Genomic DNA, 16,649 nt, shown 5'->3' on the forward strand with positions numbered 1-16,649 from the left:
AATGAATCCTATTCGAGTTTTAGTTGTCGGTTGTGGTAATATGGGTGCATCGCATGCCAAAGCCTATCATTTATTAGATGGTTTTGAAGTCTGTGGTCTGGTTTCCAGAGGAGACAGCAAGCATAAGGTAAATGAAGAACTGGGCGGAGGCTACGAGCTCTTCAACGATTACGAAGAAGCTTTGCAAAAAACCAAGCCGGATGCGGTGTGTATCTCAACCTATCCCGATACGCACGAACCCTATGCTATTCAAGCCTTTGAAAATGGTTGCCATGTTTTTGTCGAGAAACCATTGGCAGATACAGTAGAAGGCTCTATTCGCGTAGCTCAAGCAGCTAAGAAATATAATAAAAAACTAGTCGTCGGTTATATCCTGCGTTACCATCCATCGTGGGAACGATTTATCGACTTAAGTCATGATCTTGGAAAGCCATTGGTTATGCGGATGAACCTTAATCAACAAAGTCACGGTGTCATGTGGGATGTCCATCGCAACCTTATGAAGAGTTTGAGTCCCATTGTTGATTGTGGAGTGCATTACATTGATGTCATGTGCCAAATGACCAGATCGAAACCCGTGCAGGTAAGCGCCATTGGTGCTCGATTAACGGATGACATCCCGGCTGATAATTATAACTATGGTCAACTTCAAATTCGTTTTGAAGACGGATCCGTAGGTTGGTACGAAGCAGGGTGGGGACCGATGATTAGCGAAACGGCCTTCTTTGTCAAAGATGTTATTGGTCCTAAAGGCTCCGTGTCTATAGTCGCCAAGGAAGCCGGAGGTACTGGTAAGTCTGATTCAGTTGAATCGCATACTCAAACTGAATCTTTACGTTTTCACCATGCCGATATCGATGATAAAAATGCCTTTGTCAAGGAAGATCAGTGGATTGACTTAGAAGATGAACCCGACCATCAAGAGCTTTGCAATCGCGAACAACGATTCTTTTTAAAAGCAATTCGCGAGGATATCGATTTAACATCGCCAACGGAAGATGCTATCAACAGCCTGCGAATCGCTTTTGCTTGCGATGAATCCGTTAAGACCGGAAAGATTGTGAGTTTAGGTACCTCTGACTTATCGTGATTCAGAAGTTTTGCTTATGACATTAAAAGGCGTATCTTTGCATTTTTAAATTTCGACTGCCAGAGTCCGTTTCGAGGAGGAGCAGTCGCGCCATTAGTTCGATCCGAACATTTTACACGATAATTCGTGACCAAATCCTAAATCTCTCGCAAAAGCTGCGTTAGACATGGATATTCGTTTTGATCGATCTTGAAAAACACACAAATGTTTATGTCTGAAAACAAGTCGAGTAATTCATTTTTAAGCAAGATTCCCAAACTAGTCATTCACAAACCAGTATTCTATCCGGCCTTAATCACGATTGTCCTGAGCGTCGTGTTTGCTCTTATTTTTAGTGAGCAGTCGCAACGCAGCTTGGAGAACGTACAGAATATCGTTTCCCAAAAGGGCGGATGGATCTATACGCTTTCGGTAAATGCTTTTATCATTTTTTGTATCTACATGGCCTTCGGTAAATATGGATCTATACGGCTTGGTGGACCAGAAGCGCGACCAGAGTTTAAGTCGACAGCTTGGTTCGCTATGCTATTCAGCGCAGGTATCGGGAATGGTTTAGTATTGTTCAGTATTGCAGATCCGGTACGCGATTTCTTGAATCCACCTCGACTTTCTGCAGATGCCGATCCGACCATCATCGCTCAGGAAGCCATCAACTTCTCATTTCTACATCATGGTATCCACGGATGGGCTATTTACTCTGTTATCGGTTTGGCCCTAGCTTATTTTACATATAACAGAAAAATGCCATTGACCATCCGGTCTGCCTTCTACCCACTTCTAGGCGAACGTATTTATGGATGGATCGGTAATGTGATTGACGTGGTAGCTGTGGTTGCAACACTATTTGGTCTGGCGACTACACTTGGTTTCGGAGTAGGGCAGATCAATGCCGGCTTTACACATGTATTTGGAATACCGCATAGTTTGTTGTTCCAGTATCTTATTATCTTTTCAGTCACGGCAATTGCTACAATCTCTGTTGTTTCGGGGGTTAATAGAGGTGTCAAAATTTTAAGCCAAATGAATGTTGGCGTTGCGATTATCATCTTCTTTATGGTTCTAGTGTTAGGACCCACAGCATTTATTATGAAGGGATTCATCCAGAATGTAGGTAGTTACTTGACTAATTTCGTCGATTTGGCAACATGGTCAGGTTCCTATGACGACAGCACTTGGCATAATGGGGTTACATTGATGTATTGGGGGTGGTGGGCATCTTGGTCTCCATTCGTGGGGACATTTATCGCAAGGGTGTCGCGCGGTAGAACAATTAAAGAGTTTGTTCTAGGCGTACTCTTTTTGCCAGCGATGGTTACATTTTTATGGTTCTCAGCTTTTGGAGGTACAACCATGCTTGGTCTGGTAGGGGGAGATTTCTCCTTAGTTGCTGCGGTCAACGAGAATATTTCAACGGCGCTTTTTGTGTTCTTTGAGAAATTCCCGCTCGCTATCGTATTGAAAGTTCTGGGAATGATTCTAATCTGTAGTTTCATTATCACATCGGCTGACTCAGGAGCATTGGTTGTTGATGGTATTACCTCGGGTGGCGATAAAAAAACACCTGCTCTTCAACGAATTATCTGGGCATCTCTTGCAGGGTGTATCGCAGCAGCTTTGCTATCCGGTGGTGGATTAGGAACGCTTCAGGCAGCGGTAACGATCTCTGGGCTTCCTTTCGCTATTTTGCTGGTCGCTATGTGTATCTCTTTGTACATCGGAATTCGAGAAGACTTTAACATCAGTAAAAGACGGGCGAAATTGAAAGATAAAGAAACTTACAAAGCAATGCTGAAAAAGGTTCTCGAAGAAGAAAAAGCGTCCGAATCTACTATGGAATTAGTTGAACAAGCTGAAAGTAAATAAACATGAAAAATATACTTGTTGCATTAGACCTTATGGAGATGGATGAAAGTATCATCCGCTATGCGTACTCGCTGAACGAGCAGACCGATCTTTCTCAGATACATTTCATACATAATATTAAAATCTATGAAGTTGATGAAGTGATTCAAAAATTGCTGGGCGACAAGGACATCAAAGCAATTATTGAAAAGAATTTACGCGCGAAAATATCGAAAGTCTTCCCAGATGAAAACGTATACGACTTAACGATCTTGGAAGGCTCAAGTACGGAATATAGTCTGAATACCTGGGCGGAAAAACATAACATTGATACCATTGTCTTAGGCTTCAAACAGGAAGAATACGGCACGGCCAGCATGTCCCAAAAACTAATTCGTATCTATAAAGGAAATTTACTTTTGGTACCTGCAAATGCTTCCCTGAATTGGGGTCGTATCCTGGTGCCGACCGACTTCAGCGCCCCTTTTCAATTAGTGGCCAAAAAGTTGGCCGATATCCTAAAAAGGATACCATCGGCGCAGGTAAAAATCGTTAAAGCCTTTACCATACCTTCCTTATTCTTTCCTTTTATCGATGATAAAAAGGCGATCGAGCAGACACAGAAGCATATTAAAAAACAATACGCTGAGGCAGTGAAGAAGTACAAACTATCCGCAAATTATGAGTTTAATGCCTACTATGAGGACGGTCAGGGCGTCGTTGGAATTATCGAAAAAGAAAGCAGACGTTTCGACGCAGATGTTATCGTGATGTCCGCCAAAGGTTCGGGTAATATTGCATCCTTATTTATCGGTAGTACCATCAATGAAATCGTAACCACAAATCCATTTAATACGATTTACATATTAAAGTAGGCTGAGGAAGGTTCCATTGCTCGCTAATACGAGAAGGTACCTTAAGGAGTTAGGAACGAAACCGAAATACTTTTTAAAAGCGGTCGTAAAATGCGTCGAATATTTGTATCCACATATTCTGGCTATGTCGGCAATACGGTATTTACCCATCAGAATCAACTTCTTGGCATGTTCCATTTTCATTTCCGTCATATAGCTCATCACAGTTTTTCCGTATTGTTGCTTAAAGTATTTTTTCAAATACTGATTATTCGTTCCCACGGCCTTTGCCAAGTCGGAAATCGTATAATTTTTAGAAAGATCGCTGTCGATGAGCCTTTTAACCATCTGAATCTTTTCAAAGTGGTTTTTACTTAAGGATATTTTTTTTACGTCACTGTCCACTTGCAAACCTTCGATCTGATAGATAAGAAGTTCCAAGAGAAGAGATTGTAGCTTGATCTGAGCCAGGCAGGACTTCTCCTCATTCAGTTCGATCACTTGCTTGAGCGTTAGTGAAACCCTATTATCCGATTGGGTGACTAATCCATGGTCTAGCTGACCTGTATGGCAAGTGTGTTCTTCCTCTAATGTCATCAGTGCTTTGCAGTTGACAACCATGAGCAGGAGCGTATTATCCGAATGATAGCTTTCCAATTCAAATGGAACTCCTTTCTTCACCTGGATAAAGATGTTCTCGCCTTCTTGAATCAAATAATCGTGTTGATTGATATTCAGCGTGCAATGAGAAGACGCTTCATGCAATAGAAAGTTCAGATAACCGTTGATCGGCGAAACAAAGCGAAATCGCTGATTGCCTTCCAATACAGTCGAGTACAGACAAGTACCTAGTTCCAAGGTACTTGTCTGTATACTCGTCATACGACCTGATATTTCCGATTGCGTAGCTTTTTTTTCCACTTGCGTCATTTTCTTATTTAGAATAATTCTAGATTTGCAGCAGTTTATTTAGACTTATTCTAAGGCGTGCTCGAAGATAGATATTAATATCGAATTAATGAAACAGTTCTGGCTTACAAATATACTTTTACTGCTTTGTACAGTGCTTTTTGCGCAAAGCGCTACGATTAGCGGTAGGGTTCAATTAACCGATGGAACACCCGTTAGTACGGCGACTATACAGGTTGAAGGATCCCAACTTATTTCATCCTCTGATGACGAAGGTTTTTACACATTGGAGGGGGTGCCTTATGGTAAGCATACCATCATCGTATCTTCAATTGAAATTATATCAAAACGGACGCCACTAGAGGTGAATAAACCGACCTATGAGTTGCCTATTTCTGTTGACCCCAGAGGCGATATTAAACTAAATGAGGTTCGTGTCACTCGTAATACGGTTAAAAGAGAGATTGAGACTCAGGGTTTTGCGGTTAACGTAATCGAAACCAAGGAAGTCGCAGCACGGAATATTCAGACGAATGAATTGCTTGACCGGACCGTGGGCGTACGTGTTCGGCAAAGCGGGGGTCTCGGTTCTGAAGTAGAATATAACTTAAACGGAATGACCGGTCGCTCAGTCGGCATCTTTATCGACGGCATCGAGATGTCTACCTACGGTTCATCTTTTAATCTCAGTAATATTCCGCCGTCCATGATCGAACGGATTGAAGTGTACAAGGGTGTGCTTCCTTCGCATTTAACAGGTGACCTACTGGGTGGCGCTATCAATATTGTTCTTAAAAAGGGGAAAAACACCACGAATAGTTTATCGGCTTCCGTTTCCTACGGTTCCTTTAATACCACTCAATCGGATATCAGTGCTTTATACAGACATGCTAAAAGTGGCTTCACTACCCGAATTGCCGGGAGCTTGTTGAATACGGATAACGACTATGAGATTTGGGGGAAATTCTCCAAGTACATTGAACCCAATGGGGTTGTTCAACGGAACTACCGAACCAAGCGTTTTTTTGATGGTTATCGATCTCTAGCCGGCCGTTTTGAATTTGGTTATACGGATGTGAAATGGGCGGATGATTTTCTATTGGGCTATCATATTTCTGATTCCTACAATGAAATTCAGCACGGTCAAACGATGGGAACTCCGTACATGGGTAGAACTGTAGAAGCTCAAGCCAATGTACTTAGCTTGACTTACAATAAAAAAGATCTGATTACTCCAGGCCTCGATCTTGCGGTCAATGGAGTCTATAGTTTTCGCAATACCCATGTTTTAGATACTGTGGCTTGGGCATACAATTGGGATGGGAAGATCCGACTAGATATGAATGGCAATCCCATTCGAAAACTAGATGGAGGACAGCAAGGTGATCCGGTGATGGCGGATATAGATCGTCAAGTGGCGAATGTTCGTTCAAATTTAAGCTACAATATCATTTCCGGTCATCGATTGTCATTGAACCACGTCTTTTATACGGTCGACCGGAAAGATTACGATCTGCTTAAACCAGGAAATGATCTTGGTTTTGATAGCAGTAATGATCTTGCCAAAAATGTATTATCCTTCAACTACGAAGCACAAACCTTTGATAACCGACTAGTCACCAACGTATTCTATAAGCTATATCAGCAGTCCACCGTCCGCACTACCTACATCGCTTCGTCGGACAATGGGCAAACGACTGTCCAGAAAAACGAGACCAAGGATAACCGAACTCATGATGGTTATGGTTTGGCAGCGTCGTACCGGATTAGACCAACTGTTATCTTGATGGCCTCTGCGGAGCGTGCTGTCCGGATGCCGGTCGACCGTGAAACTTTCGGTAGCCCTGAAGATAATGTGCTTGCCAACCCAGGTATAACTCCAGAAATATCAGATAATATCAATCTAGGATTCCGACTGGGAAGCTTTCATTTTGATGATCATAGAATCTCATTGGGGACCAATGTGTTTTGGAGAAATGTGAAGGATCGGATTATGCCGCGAGCGAATGAGCTGCTCAATAACCAAGAAATTGAATTAACACAATATGTGAATCTAGGATTAGCGCAATCGCTCGGCTTCGAAGGGGAGTTAAATTATATCTACAAAAACAACCTGACGGTGATGTTTAATTTCTCGAAGTTCAACTCCCTGTTCAAACAAGAGTTTGATCCAGCGACCGGGCAACGGATGACTTACTATAATAAGCAGATTCCAAACGAGCCTTTTTTTACGATGAACGGAAATGTACAATACCGTTTGGATGATCTCATTCAGAAAAACTCCCAATTAAACATGTTCTATAGCCTTGGTTTCGTAGCTCCTTTTCGTACTGTATGGCCGGAGTCCGAATGGTTTGTCACCCCAACGCAGCTGGCACAGAATGTCGGTTTTAGCTATATTTTTCCATCACGACGGATCATTGCCAGTGTCGATGTGAAAAATATGTTCAATGCAGAAGTCTATGACAATTTTGGAGTGCAAAAGCCAGGAAGAGCAGTCTTTTTAAAGCTTAATTACTCAATTAATAAATTTTAATACTTAATAATCAAACTACATAACAATGAAAAACAACATAGTTAAATTCGCGCTTATGGGTCTTACGCTTTCGGCTCTATCCTTTGCCGGCTGCACGAAAGATGATCCTATCGGAACCAATCCTGAACCGAATCCCGATGGTCGCTGGATTACGGTTTCAGGAGCTCTGATGGACACCGAGCCCGGAGATGGTAATGGTGGAACGCAAGTATTCAGTGTGATAGCTCAGCAAGCTAAAGATCCTGAATTTTCCATCAATGTATTTGATCAAGGACAACATATAAAATCATCCCGCACAGCACGCTTGCAAGCTTCCGCCGATGGGAATTATTTATACAATATCCAATATACAGGAGCCGATGGTGGTGTGTTTAATAAATATAAGGTCAATGGAGGTAAAAACTTTGTAATTGAAGGACCTGAAGTTGAAACTGCCGATTACGTTAGCGCCGCTCCCAGATGGCTCAAAGCTACCGAAGGGGTAGGGGTTGCTGTTCGTGCATCAGCTCAAGATCCTGTTTATATAGGTACAGCTCCTAATTTCGTGTATAAAGAAACCATTTCAGATATCAATGTGATTTCTTTGGACTTAAATGATCCTAAAATTACGGAAACAGCTTCATTTGAATTGGCTTTGACGGAAGAAGAGCGTGCAGCAGGTTATTACATTTTTAGAATGGATGTGCCGGTTGTTAATAAGGCAGGCGACAAAGTATATATCGGAGTAGGCGTTAATCGCTATAATACGACGTCATTTACCATCGATCAAGGTTTACCTGTTTTCGAAGTGGATCGTCAGGCTCAAAAAAGCTGGGCGAAAACGCTGGTTTTGGATTACCCTTCTTTAAGCAATCCGACACTCATTACATCTGATAAAACCAGAGGTAATACCAATGGTTACCGCAGTACCATGCAATATGTAGGCAGTGACGGACATGTCTATCAAGCTACCTCGGGCGAGCTAATCGGCACGGGTGGATCGAAGATATTACGCATCAATTCGGAAACCAATGATTATGATGATTACGTGTTTAGTTTAGACGAGGCATTGGGTCTGCAGGATACTTATATCGACACTTGGAAATATGTTGGTGACGGAATTGCCTTCGTGGTTTATTCATTAAGTGGAGAAGAAGAAGGGGGTTATATTGCGCGTATCGACCTAAACAAGAAAACCGCACAAAAATATACCATCCCGAATGAAGGTAAACTAGATTTCCGTCAGATCCAGAACATTGCTCAAGTAGGTGATGAAGTATTTATCGCTGTAGCGCCAACGGGTGCCGACGGAAATATTCTTGTCTTCAATAAAGTAACAGGTGAAATGTCTGTTGGGGCAAAATTAATTAATAAGCCTGGTAACCGCTATATTGGCGTTTATTAATATTTTACTAGAAACTACGGATGAGTAAACGAAGTCAAAAGAAAACAACATGGATGAAGCTTAGGAAGGCTTTAAACCAGATCCATTTATGGGGAGGACTGATCTCTGGAATCGTCGTTTTTATAGTCTGTCTGACCGGTACAATTTATACGTACAATACGGAGATCAGAGCTCTGGCGATGCCCGAATACCACAAGGTTCAGATAGAAGGAGATAAGATAAATCCCGATGTCATGCTGGGTATGGTTGAGGCGCAGGTTGATGGCGAAATTGTCGGTATAAAAGTACCGCATGCGAAGGACGCCACCACCTCGTTCCTGTATACGAAGGCCGAGAAAGATGCTCCGGCAAGTCGTTCGGGAAGAAGACCAAGGCCGAATCAGCTGGCCGTCAACCCTTATACGGCGAAGGTGATTGGTGATCCGAGTGAGGTCGAAACCAAAACAGCGGAGTTCATGAAAAAGATGTTTGGTCTACATCGTTGGCTATTGCTCAATGAAATAGAAAAGCCTCTTATTGACGGAGTTGAAAACCGAAAATTAGGATCTTGGATTTCAGGAACAGCAACCCTGCTGTTCCTGTTAGGTGTTATTACCGGGATCGTGATCTGGTTCCCGAACAAAATGCGATCTTGGAAAAAAGGGTTGAAGATCCGATGGAATGCCAATTGGAAGCGGGTAAACCACGACTTGCACAATACCTTGGGCTTCTATAGCTGTATCATTCTCTTTTTGATGGCTGTGACGGGTCCGTTTTGGTCGTTCGACTGGTACCGGGCGGGTTGGCAAAAAACCTGGGGAACCTATCAATCGCCAGACGCTCCCAGGGAAGAGCAAACCCCACTGATTTCTATGATGCCTGCAGATGGACAGGAGCCGATGAATATCGAACAGATTATTTTAGCTACCAATCAGATCCTCCCTTATGAAGGAGATATCACCATTAATTTTGCAACAGATAGTTTGGGAACGGTGGCCATTAGTAAAAATCGGTTTGGTTTCTTTGCTCCTTCGGCGGGTGATAAATTGACTTTGGATCAATATAGTGGTCAGGTTCTGGATAAAGATATTTTTCGAGAGAGGCCGTTTAATGAGCGGGCATCAGCCTCTATAAAGGCCTTACATATCGGTAACATCTATGGACCCTTTACCAAGCTACTTTATTTTATTTCCTGCTTAATCGCCACGTCATTACCAGTTACCGGCGTGCTGATTTGGCTGAATAAGATGAAAAAGAAAAAGCGGTAGTTTTCTGGATTTTTTAAAGCGATAAAATTCGTAAGTTTGGTTTTCAAACCTAAATTGAATCGCTGTATATGAAAATTCATCCGTCCGGAAACATCATTTTTTTTAGTCTATTCACTATTTTATTTGCTTTTACGTTCAGTCAATGCAATCGTTCGCAGCGACCGACGGCCGATGTGAAGAAAGACACGCACATTGTGCTGATCGGTAATAACCTGGCGTCGAGAATGATGAACTTTGGATATTTTGAGACGGAACTGCATTTGCGCTATCCAGATTCAAACCTTTTTGTCCGGAATATGGGCGACGGTGGAAACACGCCGGGATTCAGGCCACATTCAAGTCGGAATTCACCATGGGCATTTCCTGGAGCTGAAAAGTTTCAGCCGGAGGATCTTGATAATCACTCGGACAGTCAAGGTTTCTTTGAAACGGAAGATCAATGGTTAAGCCGACTCAAAGCGGATGTCATCTTAGCTTTTTTCGGATTTAATGAGTCGTTTCGAGGCCCGGAAGGCTTAGAAAACTATAGGAAGGAACTGGATGCTTTTGTAAAGCATACTCTTCAGCAAAAATATAATGGCCAGCACCCACCGCAACTGGTCTTGGTGTCACCTATTGCTTTTGAAGACCTGTCGGATGAATACGATTTGCCGGATGGGGGAAAGGAAAACGAGAACCTTGCTTTGTATACGGAAGCTATGGAAGCGGTAGCCGATAGTAATCAGGTATTCTTTGTCGATCTCTTCGAACCAACCAAAGACTGGTTTGAAGAAAGTTCGCAGCTGACGATCGATGGTTCGCAATTGAACGCTGAAGGTTATGCTCGTTTAGCTCCTCTATTGGCAGATCTTAGCTTCGGAGAGAAATCGCATGAGTCGGATGCCGACCCAGAAGCGGTTCGCGCCGCTGTATTGGAAAAGGACTGGATGTGGCATAACGATTTTAAAATTCCGAATGGAGTACATGCCTATGGTAGGCGCTATGACCCTTTTGGACCCGATAACTATCCCGCTGAAATCGAAAAGATCAGACAGATGACCGCGGTGCGTGATTCTGCAATCCAGTTGGCTTTAAAAGGGGAGACGATCGACTTAGAAGCGGCAGACCGTAAGACTAGAGATCTTCCTGAAGTGGAAACGAATTACAAGAAGGAAGTAAAGTATCTGTCAGATGAAGAGGCGCTAAGCACCCTTCATACCGCTCCGGGTTTTGAAATAGAATTATTTGCATCTGAGCAGGAGTTTCCCGACTTGGCGAAACCTTTTCAGCTGACCTTTGATAATAGTGGGCGACTCTGGGTGGCGGCCATGCCGAGCTATCCGCACTATAAACCGGGCGACCCGAAACCGGATGATAAGCTCCTGATTTTGGAGGATACGGATGGTGATGGTAAAGCGGACAAGCAAACCATCTTTGCTGACGGCTTGCATCTTCCGCTTGGATTTGAAGTCACCGAAGAAGGAGTGTACGTGTCGCAGGGGACCAATTTGATTCTCTTAAAGGATACAGACGGCGATGGTAAGGCCGATGAACGGGAAATCTTATTGAGTGGTTTTGATGATCATGATACGCATCATAATATCCATGCATTTACATCATCTCCATCGGGAGCAATCTTTATGGGTGAAGGGATTTTCTTGCATACCAACGTGGAGACCTCTTACGGACCGGTGAGAGCTACGCAGGGCGGTTTTTACCGTTACGACCCGAAGCGACGGAAATTAGAACGAACCTCGCAGCCCTATTCACCTAATCCATGGGGCATCGCTTTTGACGATTGGGGGCAAAATTTCTATGCAGAAACCTCCAGTCCGGATGTACGTTGGATGATGCCGGCAAGTGTGAAGCCGCGCTATGGTGTGAATACAAAGACATCCAGAAACCTGATTGACCCGGATCACCGAGTGCGACCAACCTCCGGATTGGAATTTGTTTCCAGTCGCCATTTCCCGGATGAAATGCAAGGGGATTTTCTAATCAATAATACCATTGGATTCTTAGGAACCAAACAACATACGCTCACCGATGCGGGGACAGGCTACGAGAGTCATCATCGACAGGACCTGTTGGTCTCGTCGGATAATAATTTTCGGCCGGTCGACTTGGAATTTGCACCCGATGGCTCGCTTTATATTGTGGATTGGCACAATGTGCTGATCGGTCACATGCAGCATAATGCCCGTGATCCGCTTCGTGATCACACGCATGGGCGCATTTACCGGATTACCTACCCATCGCGACCTTTGGTGGAACCTGCCAAAATCGACGGCGCTAGTATTCCTGACTTGCTTGATAATCTAAAACTACCGGAATATCGGACACGCTACCGTACGCGGAACGAGCTTCGGGGGCGGGAAACTGCCGATGTTGTGGAAGCAGTAAAAGATTGGGTAGAGAAATTGGATAAGAATGATGAGCGCTATGAACACCATTTGCTCGAAGCGCTGTGGGTAACTTGGGGAGCGAATCAAGTCGACCAGCAATTGCTTTCTCGTTTACTTAAGGCGGAAGATTACCATGCTAGGGCAGCAGCCGTTCGCGTTCTGCGCTATACGGGTCATCAAGTGGAAAATCAGCAAGAGCTCTTGATGCAGGCCGCCGCAGATCCACACGGTCGTGTTCGCCTCGAAGCTATTGTAACCGCTTCTTGGTTGCCGAAAGAACAGGGCTTGGCAATACTGGAAAAAGCGAGCGAGATGCCAATTGACGATTGGATGCAAATAGCCTATGAGACGGCGGATGCGCACCTCAATCTGATGTCTATTGACGACCGAAGAGCTCTCGCTGAAGCGGAAAATAAGAATAAAGCCAAAGAGGAAGCGAAGAACTTGCCGGCTAACCTAAGCAAGGAAGAGCAGGAACTATTTAGGAAAGGGGAGGCAATCTACCTGAGAGAAGGCTATTGTGTCACCTGTCATCAACCCGATGGTAAAGGATTGCCACTATCTGGTTTTCCGCCTTTGTCTGAAACCCGATGGGTCACAGGAAGTCAAGAACGGATGATCCGAGTTATCCTCAATGGGATGTTGGGGCCGATTACAGTCAATGGAGATGATTTTCCGGGACAGGTTCCGATGACTCCTTTTGGCGGACTCCTAAATGATGAAGAGGTAGCAGCGGTTGCCACCTATGTGCGCAATAGCTTTGGTAACTCTGCGTCGGCGATTAAACCGGCGACCGTAAAGGAAGTACGAGAAGCAACGAAAGATAAAGAAGGCTTCTACTCGTCGGATGAGCTACTCAAACTTTATCCGCTGTAAGATTTAATCTGCTGTAAGTTGTAACCGGCACTACTTCAGTGCGTCGATGACTTTCTGTACAACGATCTTACACATTTGTTGGAAAGTCGACGCCGTCAGACTGCCCGAATGCGGCGTAATCAGCACATTCGGCAGTTGGATAATGGGCCAGTCGCCTACCGGTGGTTCTTGCGGCAATACATCAGCGGCAAAGCCTGCAATCTTTTTATTCGTTAATGCCTCAAATAATGCATCATGATCAATGAGTGCACCACGTGCGGTGTTGATCAGCAGGGCAGAAGGCTTCAGCAAAGCGAGTTCATCCGCCCCAAGAATCCCTTCCGTGCTATCACTTAAAGGTAAGTGGAGGCTGAGCACATCCGCCTCCTGTAAGACTTCTTGCAAAGGTTTATACGAATAGGGGATATCTTTTTTCGATCGGTTCCAATACAGCACCTTCATGCCGAATGCCTCACCGAGTCGCGCTACCCGTTCCCCAATATCACCCATGCCCAAGATACCAAGGGTTTTGCCGGCTAACTCATCACCGCTATACTGGCTGCGCCAGGTCCAGTTGCCATCCTTTACTTCGGCGGCCGACCGGTACATGTTTCTTGCCAGCATTAGCATTAAGGAAAGTGTATGTTCGGCCATGGTGGCCGCATTCGCACCCGGTGTGTTAATCACTTGAATGTTCTTTGCTTTGGCAGTTTCCACATCCACATTATCCAGCCCTACTCCGCAGCGCGCAACGGCCTGTAGGTCGGGGCAAGCGTCGATCAGCGCCTTGTCTATTTGCTCTTTGCCACGGGTGATAATCGCATGCACAGCTTGCTCACCTCGTTCGGTCAGCACATGCACATGCTCCGCTAACATATCTTGCGCTTCCTCGGTTATCGGCTCCAGCAGCAGAACGTTTTTCTTCATGATTTTTTCTTTCTATTTATGATAAAGCGTTGCATCATCCGAACGGTAACCTCTAAAGTCATTTCGGTTGGACACATACAAACCTTCTTCATAGAGTTCATCTTCAAAGATACGAGGATCTACCTCACTGCCTGGTTGCGAAGAAACTTCTACCAGGTTGCCCCCCGGATCCCGTACAAACATCTGCATGGCACCATCCGGCAGTTGCCTTACTTTTCCCCAAGGTTGCACATCAATTACATCCAGTTCTTTCATCCGAAAGAAAAAGCCATTGAAATCGTCAATTTGCACGCAGATATGTCCCCGAAAGGATGGGGTGTCCTCCCATTCAGAAATATGCAATTGTTGGTCCTCATTGAATTTGAAAAACATCACCGGATAATCAAAACGAAAGGCAGGAATTGGTTCCAGGCCTAATTCATGTTGGTAGAACTCTCCTGCTTTTTCCAGGTTGTCTACGATGACGGTTACGTGGTTTATTTTTAATGCTCTTGCCATATTTTATTTGTTTTGTTTGAATTCCTGTACAAAGTCCCAGTTAGGTGTTAAACCCAGGCCGGGTGCGGTAGGTGCTCCGACAATACCATCGTGCACCTGAATCTGTTCGTTTACCAAATCATACATCATCGGATTGCCACCCAATGAAAACTCGATGATTGTTGCCGCAGGCGACGCAAAAGCTACCTGCAATCCGGCCATAAACGAAAAGGCTGATCCCCAACAATGTGGAGCCAGTTCCAGTTGATGAACATTGGCTAAATGACCCACACGCATCGCCTCAGAAATACCACCTATAATGGCCGCATCGGGCTGGATCACATCCAAAGCCCGTACTTCCAGCAGATCGCGTATATCGAAACTGGTATATTCACTTTCACCCGCCGCAATGGGGATGGACGTAGACGCTCGCACTTCTGCGGTACCATGACGGTTATCCGGACTAATCGGCTCTTCAAACCAATAGAGGTCACAATCTTCTACACCTCGGCAGAACTGCTTTGCTTCCGGAACACTGAACGTGCCGTGCGCATCCGCCATTAACTTAATATCCGGCCCCAGAGCCTCTCGTGCCGCTTGAACCCGTTTCACACTGGTGGCAACCGTCTCATCCATGACACCCACACGCATCTTTACGCCACCAAAACCTTTGGCTACATAGCCATTTAGCTGGGAACCTATCTGCTCTGCGTCTGCCCAACCGCCACTGGCATAGGCCGGCATCTGATCGCGACAGGCGCCGCCAAGCAGGTTTAACACCGGCGTATTCAAGGCTTTCCCTTTCAGATCCCACAGTGCCGTATCCACACCGCTCATCGCAGAGACGGTCAGTCCCCGTCTCCCCAAAATCGGAAATTTCCTGCCTCTGGAAAGCGCATAATGATCGCGCGAGCCATTGTACATTTCCTCCCAGAGCCGGCTGATATTAGCGGCGTCTTTACCCATTAAGATAGGCTTTAGTTCATTTTCTACACAATTGACAATCGATGCGCAAACACCCGACGAACCTACCGCCGCTTTCGCTTCCCCAAAACCCTGCAAGCCATCTTCGGTAGTCACCACCACCAAGGTCATATCAAAGCTTGTCTGAAGCCCGTAATCCGAGAAATGCTGCTTTTCTTTCGGAATGGGACAGCGTAACCAAAATGCTTCTACATTTGTTATTTTCATGTTTATAGGGGCTAATGCTTAAATAAAGGGGGATAAGGTGTTGTATGATTTTTGGGTGAGCATGGTATAGAACTCCTCCGTTACCGATGAGCTGCCGTGATCTTCTAAGAATTTCTTTTGCTCGGGCGATAAACCTTCAGGATGCTCGTCGATCGAATTCGGATAAGGGTTCGCCGGTGTACGATCTAGGGGTGCGCAAAACTCAACCGACAGCACCTCGTCGTAACCAATCTCGTCGAGTGTCGCCATGATCTTTGGCCAGTCTAAGGTACCCATCCCCGGTGCCATGCGATTGTTATCCGCTACGTGAAAGCCAACCAACTTACCTTTTGCTCGCTTGATGGCTTCAAAGAGATTATCTTCCTCAATATTCATGTGAAAGGTATCAAGACATACACCGCAATGCGATCCTACCGCCTCAGCTAAGGCCAATGCCTGATCTCCACGATTAATGAAATAGGTTTCAAAGCGATTGATCGGCTCAATACCTAGTAGAATTCCCGATGCTTCCGCATGTTCGTATACTTGCTTAAGGGACTCCACTGCCCATTGCCATTCTTCCTCTGGACGACCGTCTGGGACGATTTTACCGACCGTGCCAGGGACTACCGATACCATATGGCCATCTAATTCCTTGACCATGGTTACAACGTCTTTAACGTACTGAACCGATCGCGCCCGTTGCCCTTCATCTTTGGCTAGTAGATTGCGTTCTTCGAGCATCAAGGTGACCGATCCCCAGCATCCCAAGCCGTGTTCTTTTAATAGTTTTCTAACCTCCTTCGTGTTATAAAGTTCGGGCGTACCCTGAATTTCTAATTTGTGAAAGCCTAGGGACGCGACCCGCCGAATGGTGGTTTCGATCGTTTCGGCTCGCATCCAATTGTGTATTGACAGTTCCATGTTTAAATATGTGTTTCGGCTTAAATTAATTGTTTAATCTCTATGCTAAA

The 16,649-nt window shown here is 44.8% G+C and carries 12 protein-coding genes; 7 read left to right on the forward strand and 5 right to left on the reverse strand.

Going from position 1 to position 16,649, the window contains the following annotated elements; genetic code table 11:
- The first annotated feature begins 1 nt into the window (after position 1).
- The 3 genes from WKR92_RS10805 (at position 2) to WKR92_RS10815 (ending at position 3,807) form a co-directional block, all read left to right on the forward strand.
- Positions 2-1,090 carry a Gfo/Idh/MocA family protein gene (locus WKR92_RS10805; protein ID WP_375557844.1) on the forward strand — a complete coding sequence of 363 codons (1,089 nt, stop codon included), beginning with the start codon at positions 2-4 and terminating at the stop codon, positions 1,088-1,090.
- Between the two features lie 210 nt (positions 1,091-1,300).
- On the forward strand, positions 1,301-2,953 hold the full coding sequence (locus tag WKR92_RS10810; protein ID WP_375557845.1) for a BCCT family transporter: 1,653 nt from the start codon (positions 1,301-1,303) through the stop codon (positions 2,951-2,953).
- Between the two features lie 2 nt (positions 2,954-2,955).
- Positions 2,956-3,807: a universal stress protein gene (locus WKR92_RS10815; protein ID WP_375557846.1), complete on the forward strand. Its 852-nt coding sequence runs from the start codon at positions 2,956-2,958 to the stop codon at positions 3,805-3,807.
- Here the strand turns inward: WKR92_RS10815 and WKR92_RS10820 are convergent.
- Positions 3,799-4,707, reverse strand: coding sequence for an AraC family transcriptional regulator (locus WKR92_RS10820; RefSeq protein WP_375557847.1), 909 nt, complete (start codon positions 4,705-4,707; stop codon positions 3,799-3,801). The two genes, WKR92_RS10815 and WKR92_RS10820, sit on opposite strands and share 9 nt — an antisense overlap.
- A gap of 97 nt (positions 4,708-4,804) precedes the next feature.
- On the opposite strand from WKR92_RS10820, the gene WKR92_RS10825 reads away from it, so the two are divergent.
- The 4 genes from WKR92_RS10825 to WKR92_RS10840 all read left to right on the forward strand — a co-directional run bounded on the left by WKR92_RS10825 (position 4,805) and on the right by WKR92_RS10840 (position 13,122).
- Complete coding sequence (locus WKR92_RS10825) at positions 4,805-7,231, forward strand: TonB-dependent receptor (protein ID WP_375557848.1); 2,427 nt, start codon at positions 4,805-4,807, stop codon at positions 7,229-7,231.
- A gap of 25 nt (positions 7,232-7,256) precedes the next feature.
- Entirely contained in the window at positions 7,257-8,615 is a 1,359-nt protein-coding gene (locus WKR92_RS10830) for a hypothetical protein (RefSeq protein ID WP_375557849.1), read from the forward strand.
- 20 nt (positions 8,616-8,635) lie between these two features.
- Positions 8,636-9,862, forward strand: coding sequence for a PepSY-associated TM helix domain-containing protein (locus tag WKR92_RS10835; protein ID WP_375557850.1), 1,227 nt, complete (start codon positions 8,636-8,638; stop codon positions 9,860-9,862).
- A gap of 68 nt (positions 9,863-9,930) precedes the next feature.
- Entirely contained in the window at positions 9,931-13,122 is a 3,192-nt protein-coding gene (locus tag WKR92_RS10840; RefSeq protein WP_375557851.1) for a PVC-type heme-binding CxxCH protein, read from the forward strand.
- 30 nt (positions 13,123-13,152) lie between these two features.
- Here WKR92_RS10840 and WKR92_RS10845 read toward each other — a convergent pair whose 3' ends face one another.
- Genes WKR92_RS10845 through WKR92_RS10860 form a run of 4 tightly spaced genes read right to left on the reverse strand, consistent with a single transcriptional unit; the run spans position 13,153 to position 16,599 of the window.
- Positions 13,153-14,028 (reverse strand): 2-hydroxyacid dehydrogenase, encoded by an 876-nt coding sequence (locus WKR92_RS10845; protein ID WP_375557852.1) that lies wholly within the window; start codon positions 14,026-14,028, stop codon positions 13,153-13,155.
- Between the two features lie 12 nt (positions 14,029-14,040).
- Positions 14,041-14,526: a VOC family protein gene (locus tag WKR92_RS10850; RefSeq protein WP_375557853.1), complete on the reverse strand. Its 486-nt coding sequence runs from the start codon at positions 14,524-14,526 to the stop codon at positions 14,041-14,043.
- A 3-nt stretch (positions 14,527-14,529) separates the two neighbouring features.
- Positions 14,530-15,696: a mandelate racemase/muconate lactonizing enzyme family protein gene (locus WKR92_RS10855; protein WP_375557854.1), complete on the reverse strand. Its 1,167-nt coding sequence runs from the start codon at positions 15,694-15,696 to the stop codon at positions 14,530-14,532.
- An 18-nt stretch (positions 15,697-15,714) separates the two neighbouring features.
- A complete protein-coding gene (locus WKR92_RS10860) occupies positions 15,715-16,599 on the reverse strand; it encodes a sugar phosphate isomerase/epimerase family protein (protein ID WP_375557855.1) in 885 nt (294 codons plus the stop codon).
- Positions 16,600-16,649: the final 50 nt, after the last annotated feature.

Source organism: Albibacterium profundi, from assembly GCF_042159835.1.
Taxonomy (GTDB): domain Bacteria; phylum Bacteroidota; class Bacteroidia; order Sphingobacteriales; family Sphingobacteriaceae; genus Albibacterium; species Albibacterium profundi.

Excerpts from the sequence above, each read along its gene's own strand:
- WKR92_RS10810 (WP_375557845.1), top strand. The coding sequence starts at position 1,301 with ATGTCTGAAAACAAGTCGAGTAATTCATTTTTAAGCAAGATTCCCAAA.
- WKR92_RS10840 (WP_375557851.1), top strand. The coding sequence starts at position 9,931 with ATGAAAATTCATCCGTCCGGAAACATCATTTTTTTTAGTCTATTCACT.
- WKR92_RS10815 (WP_375557846.1), top strand. The coding sequence starts at position 2,956 with ATGAAAAATATACTTGTTGCATTAGACCTTATGGAGATGGATGAAAGT.
- WKR92_RS10830 (WP_375557849.1), top strand. The coding sequence starts at position 7,257 with ATGAAAAACAACATAGTTAAATTCGCGCTTATGGGTCTTACGCTTTCG.
- WKR92_RS10805 (WP_375557844.1), top strand. The coding sequence starts at position 2 with ATGAATCCTATTCGAGTTTTAGTTGTCGGTTGTGGTAATATGGGTGCA.
- WKR92_RS10860 (WP_375557855.1), bottom strand. The coding sequence starts at position 16,599 with ATGGAACTGTCAATACACAATTGGATGCGAGCCGAAACGATCGAAACC.
- WKR92_RS10825 (WP_375557848.1), top strand. The coding sequence starts at position 4,805 with ATGAAACAGTTCTGGCTTACAAATATACTTTTACTGCTTTGTACAGTG.
- WKR92_RS10835 (WP_375557850.1), top strand. The coding sequence starts at position 8,636 with ATGAGTAAACGAAGTCAAAAGAAAACAACATGGATGAAGCTTAGGAAG.
- WKR92_RS10845 (WP_375557852.1), bottom strand. The coding sequence starts at position 14,028 with ATGAAGAAAAACGTTCTGCTGCTGGAGCCGATAACCGAGGAAGCGCAA.
- WKR92_RS10850 (WP_375557853.1), bottom strand. The coding sequence starts at position 14,526 with ATGGCAAGAGCATTAAAAATAAACCACGTAACCGTCATCGTAGACAAC.
- WKR92_RS10855 (WP_375557854.1), bottom strand. The coding sequence starts at position 15,696 with ATGAAAATAACAAATGTAGAAGCATTTTGGTTACGCTGTCCCATTCCG.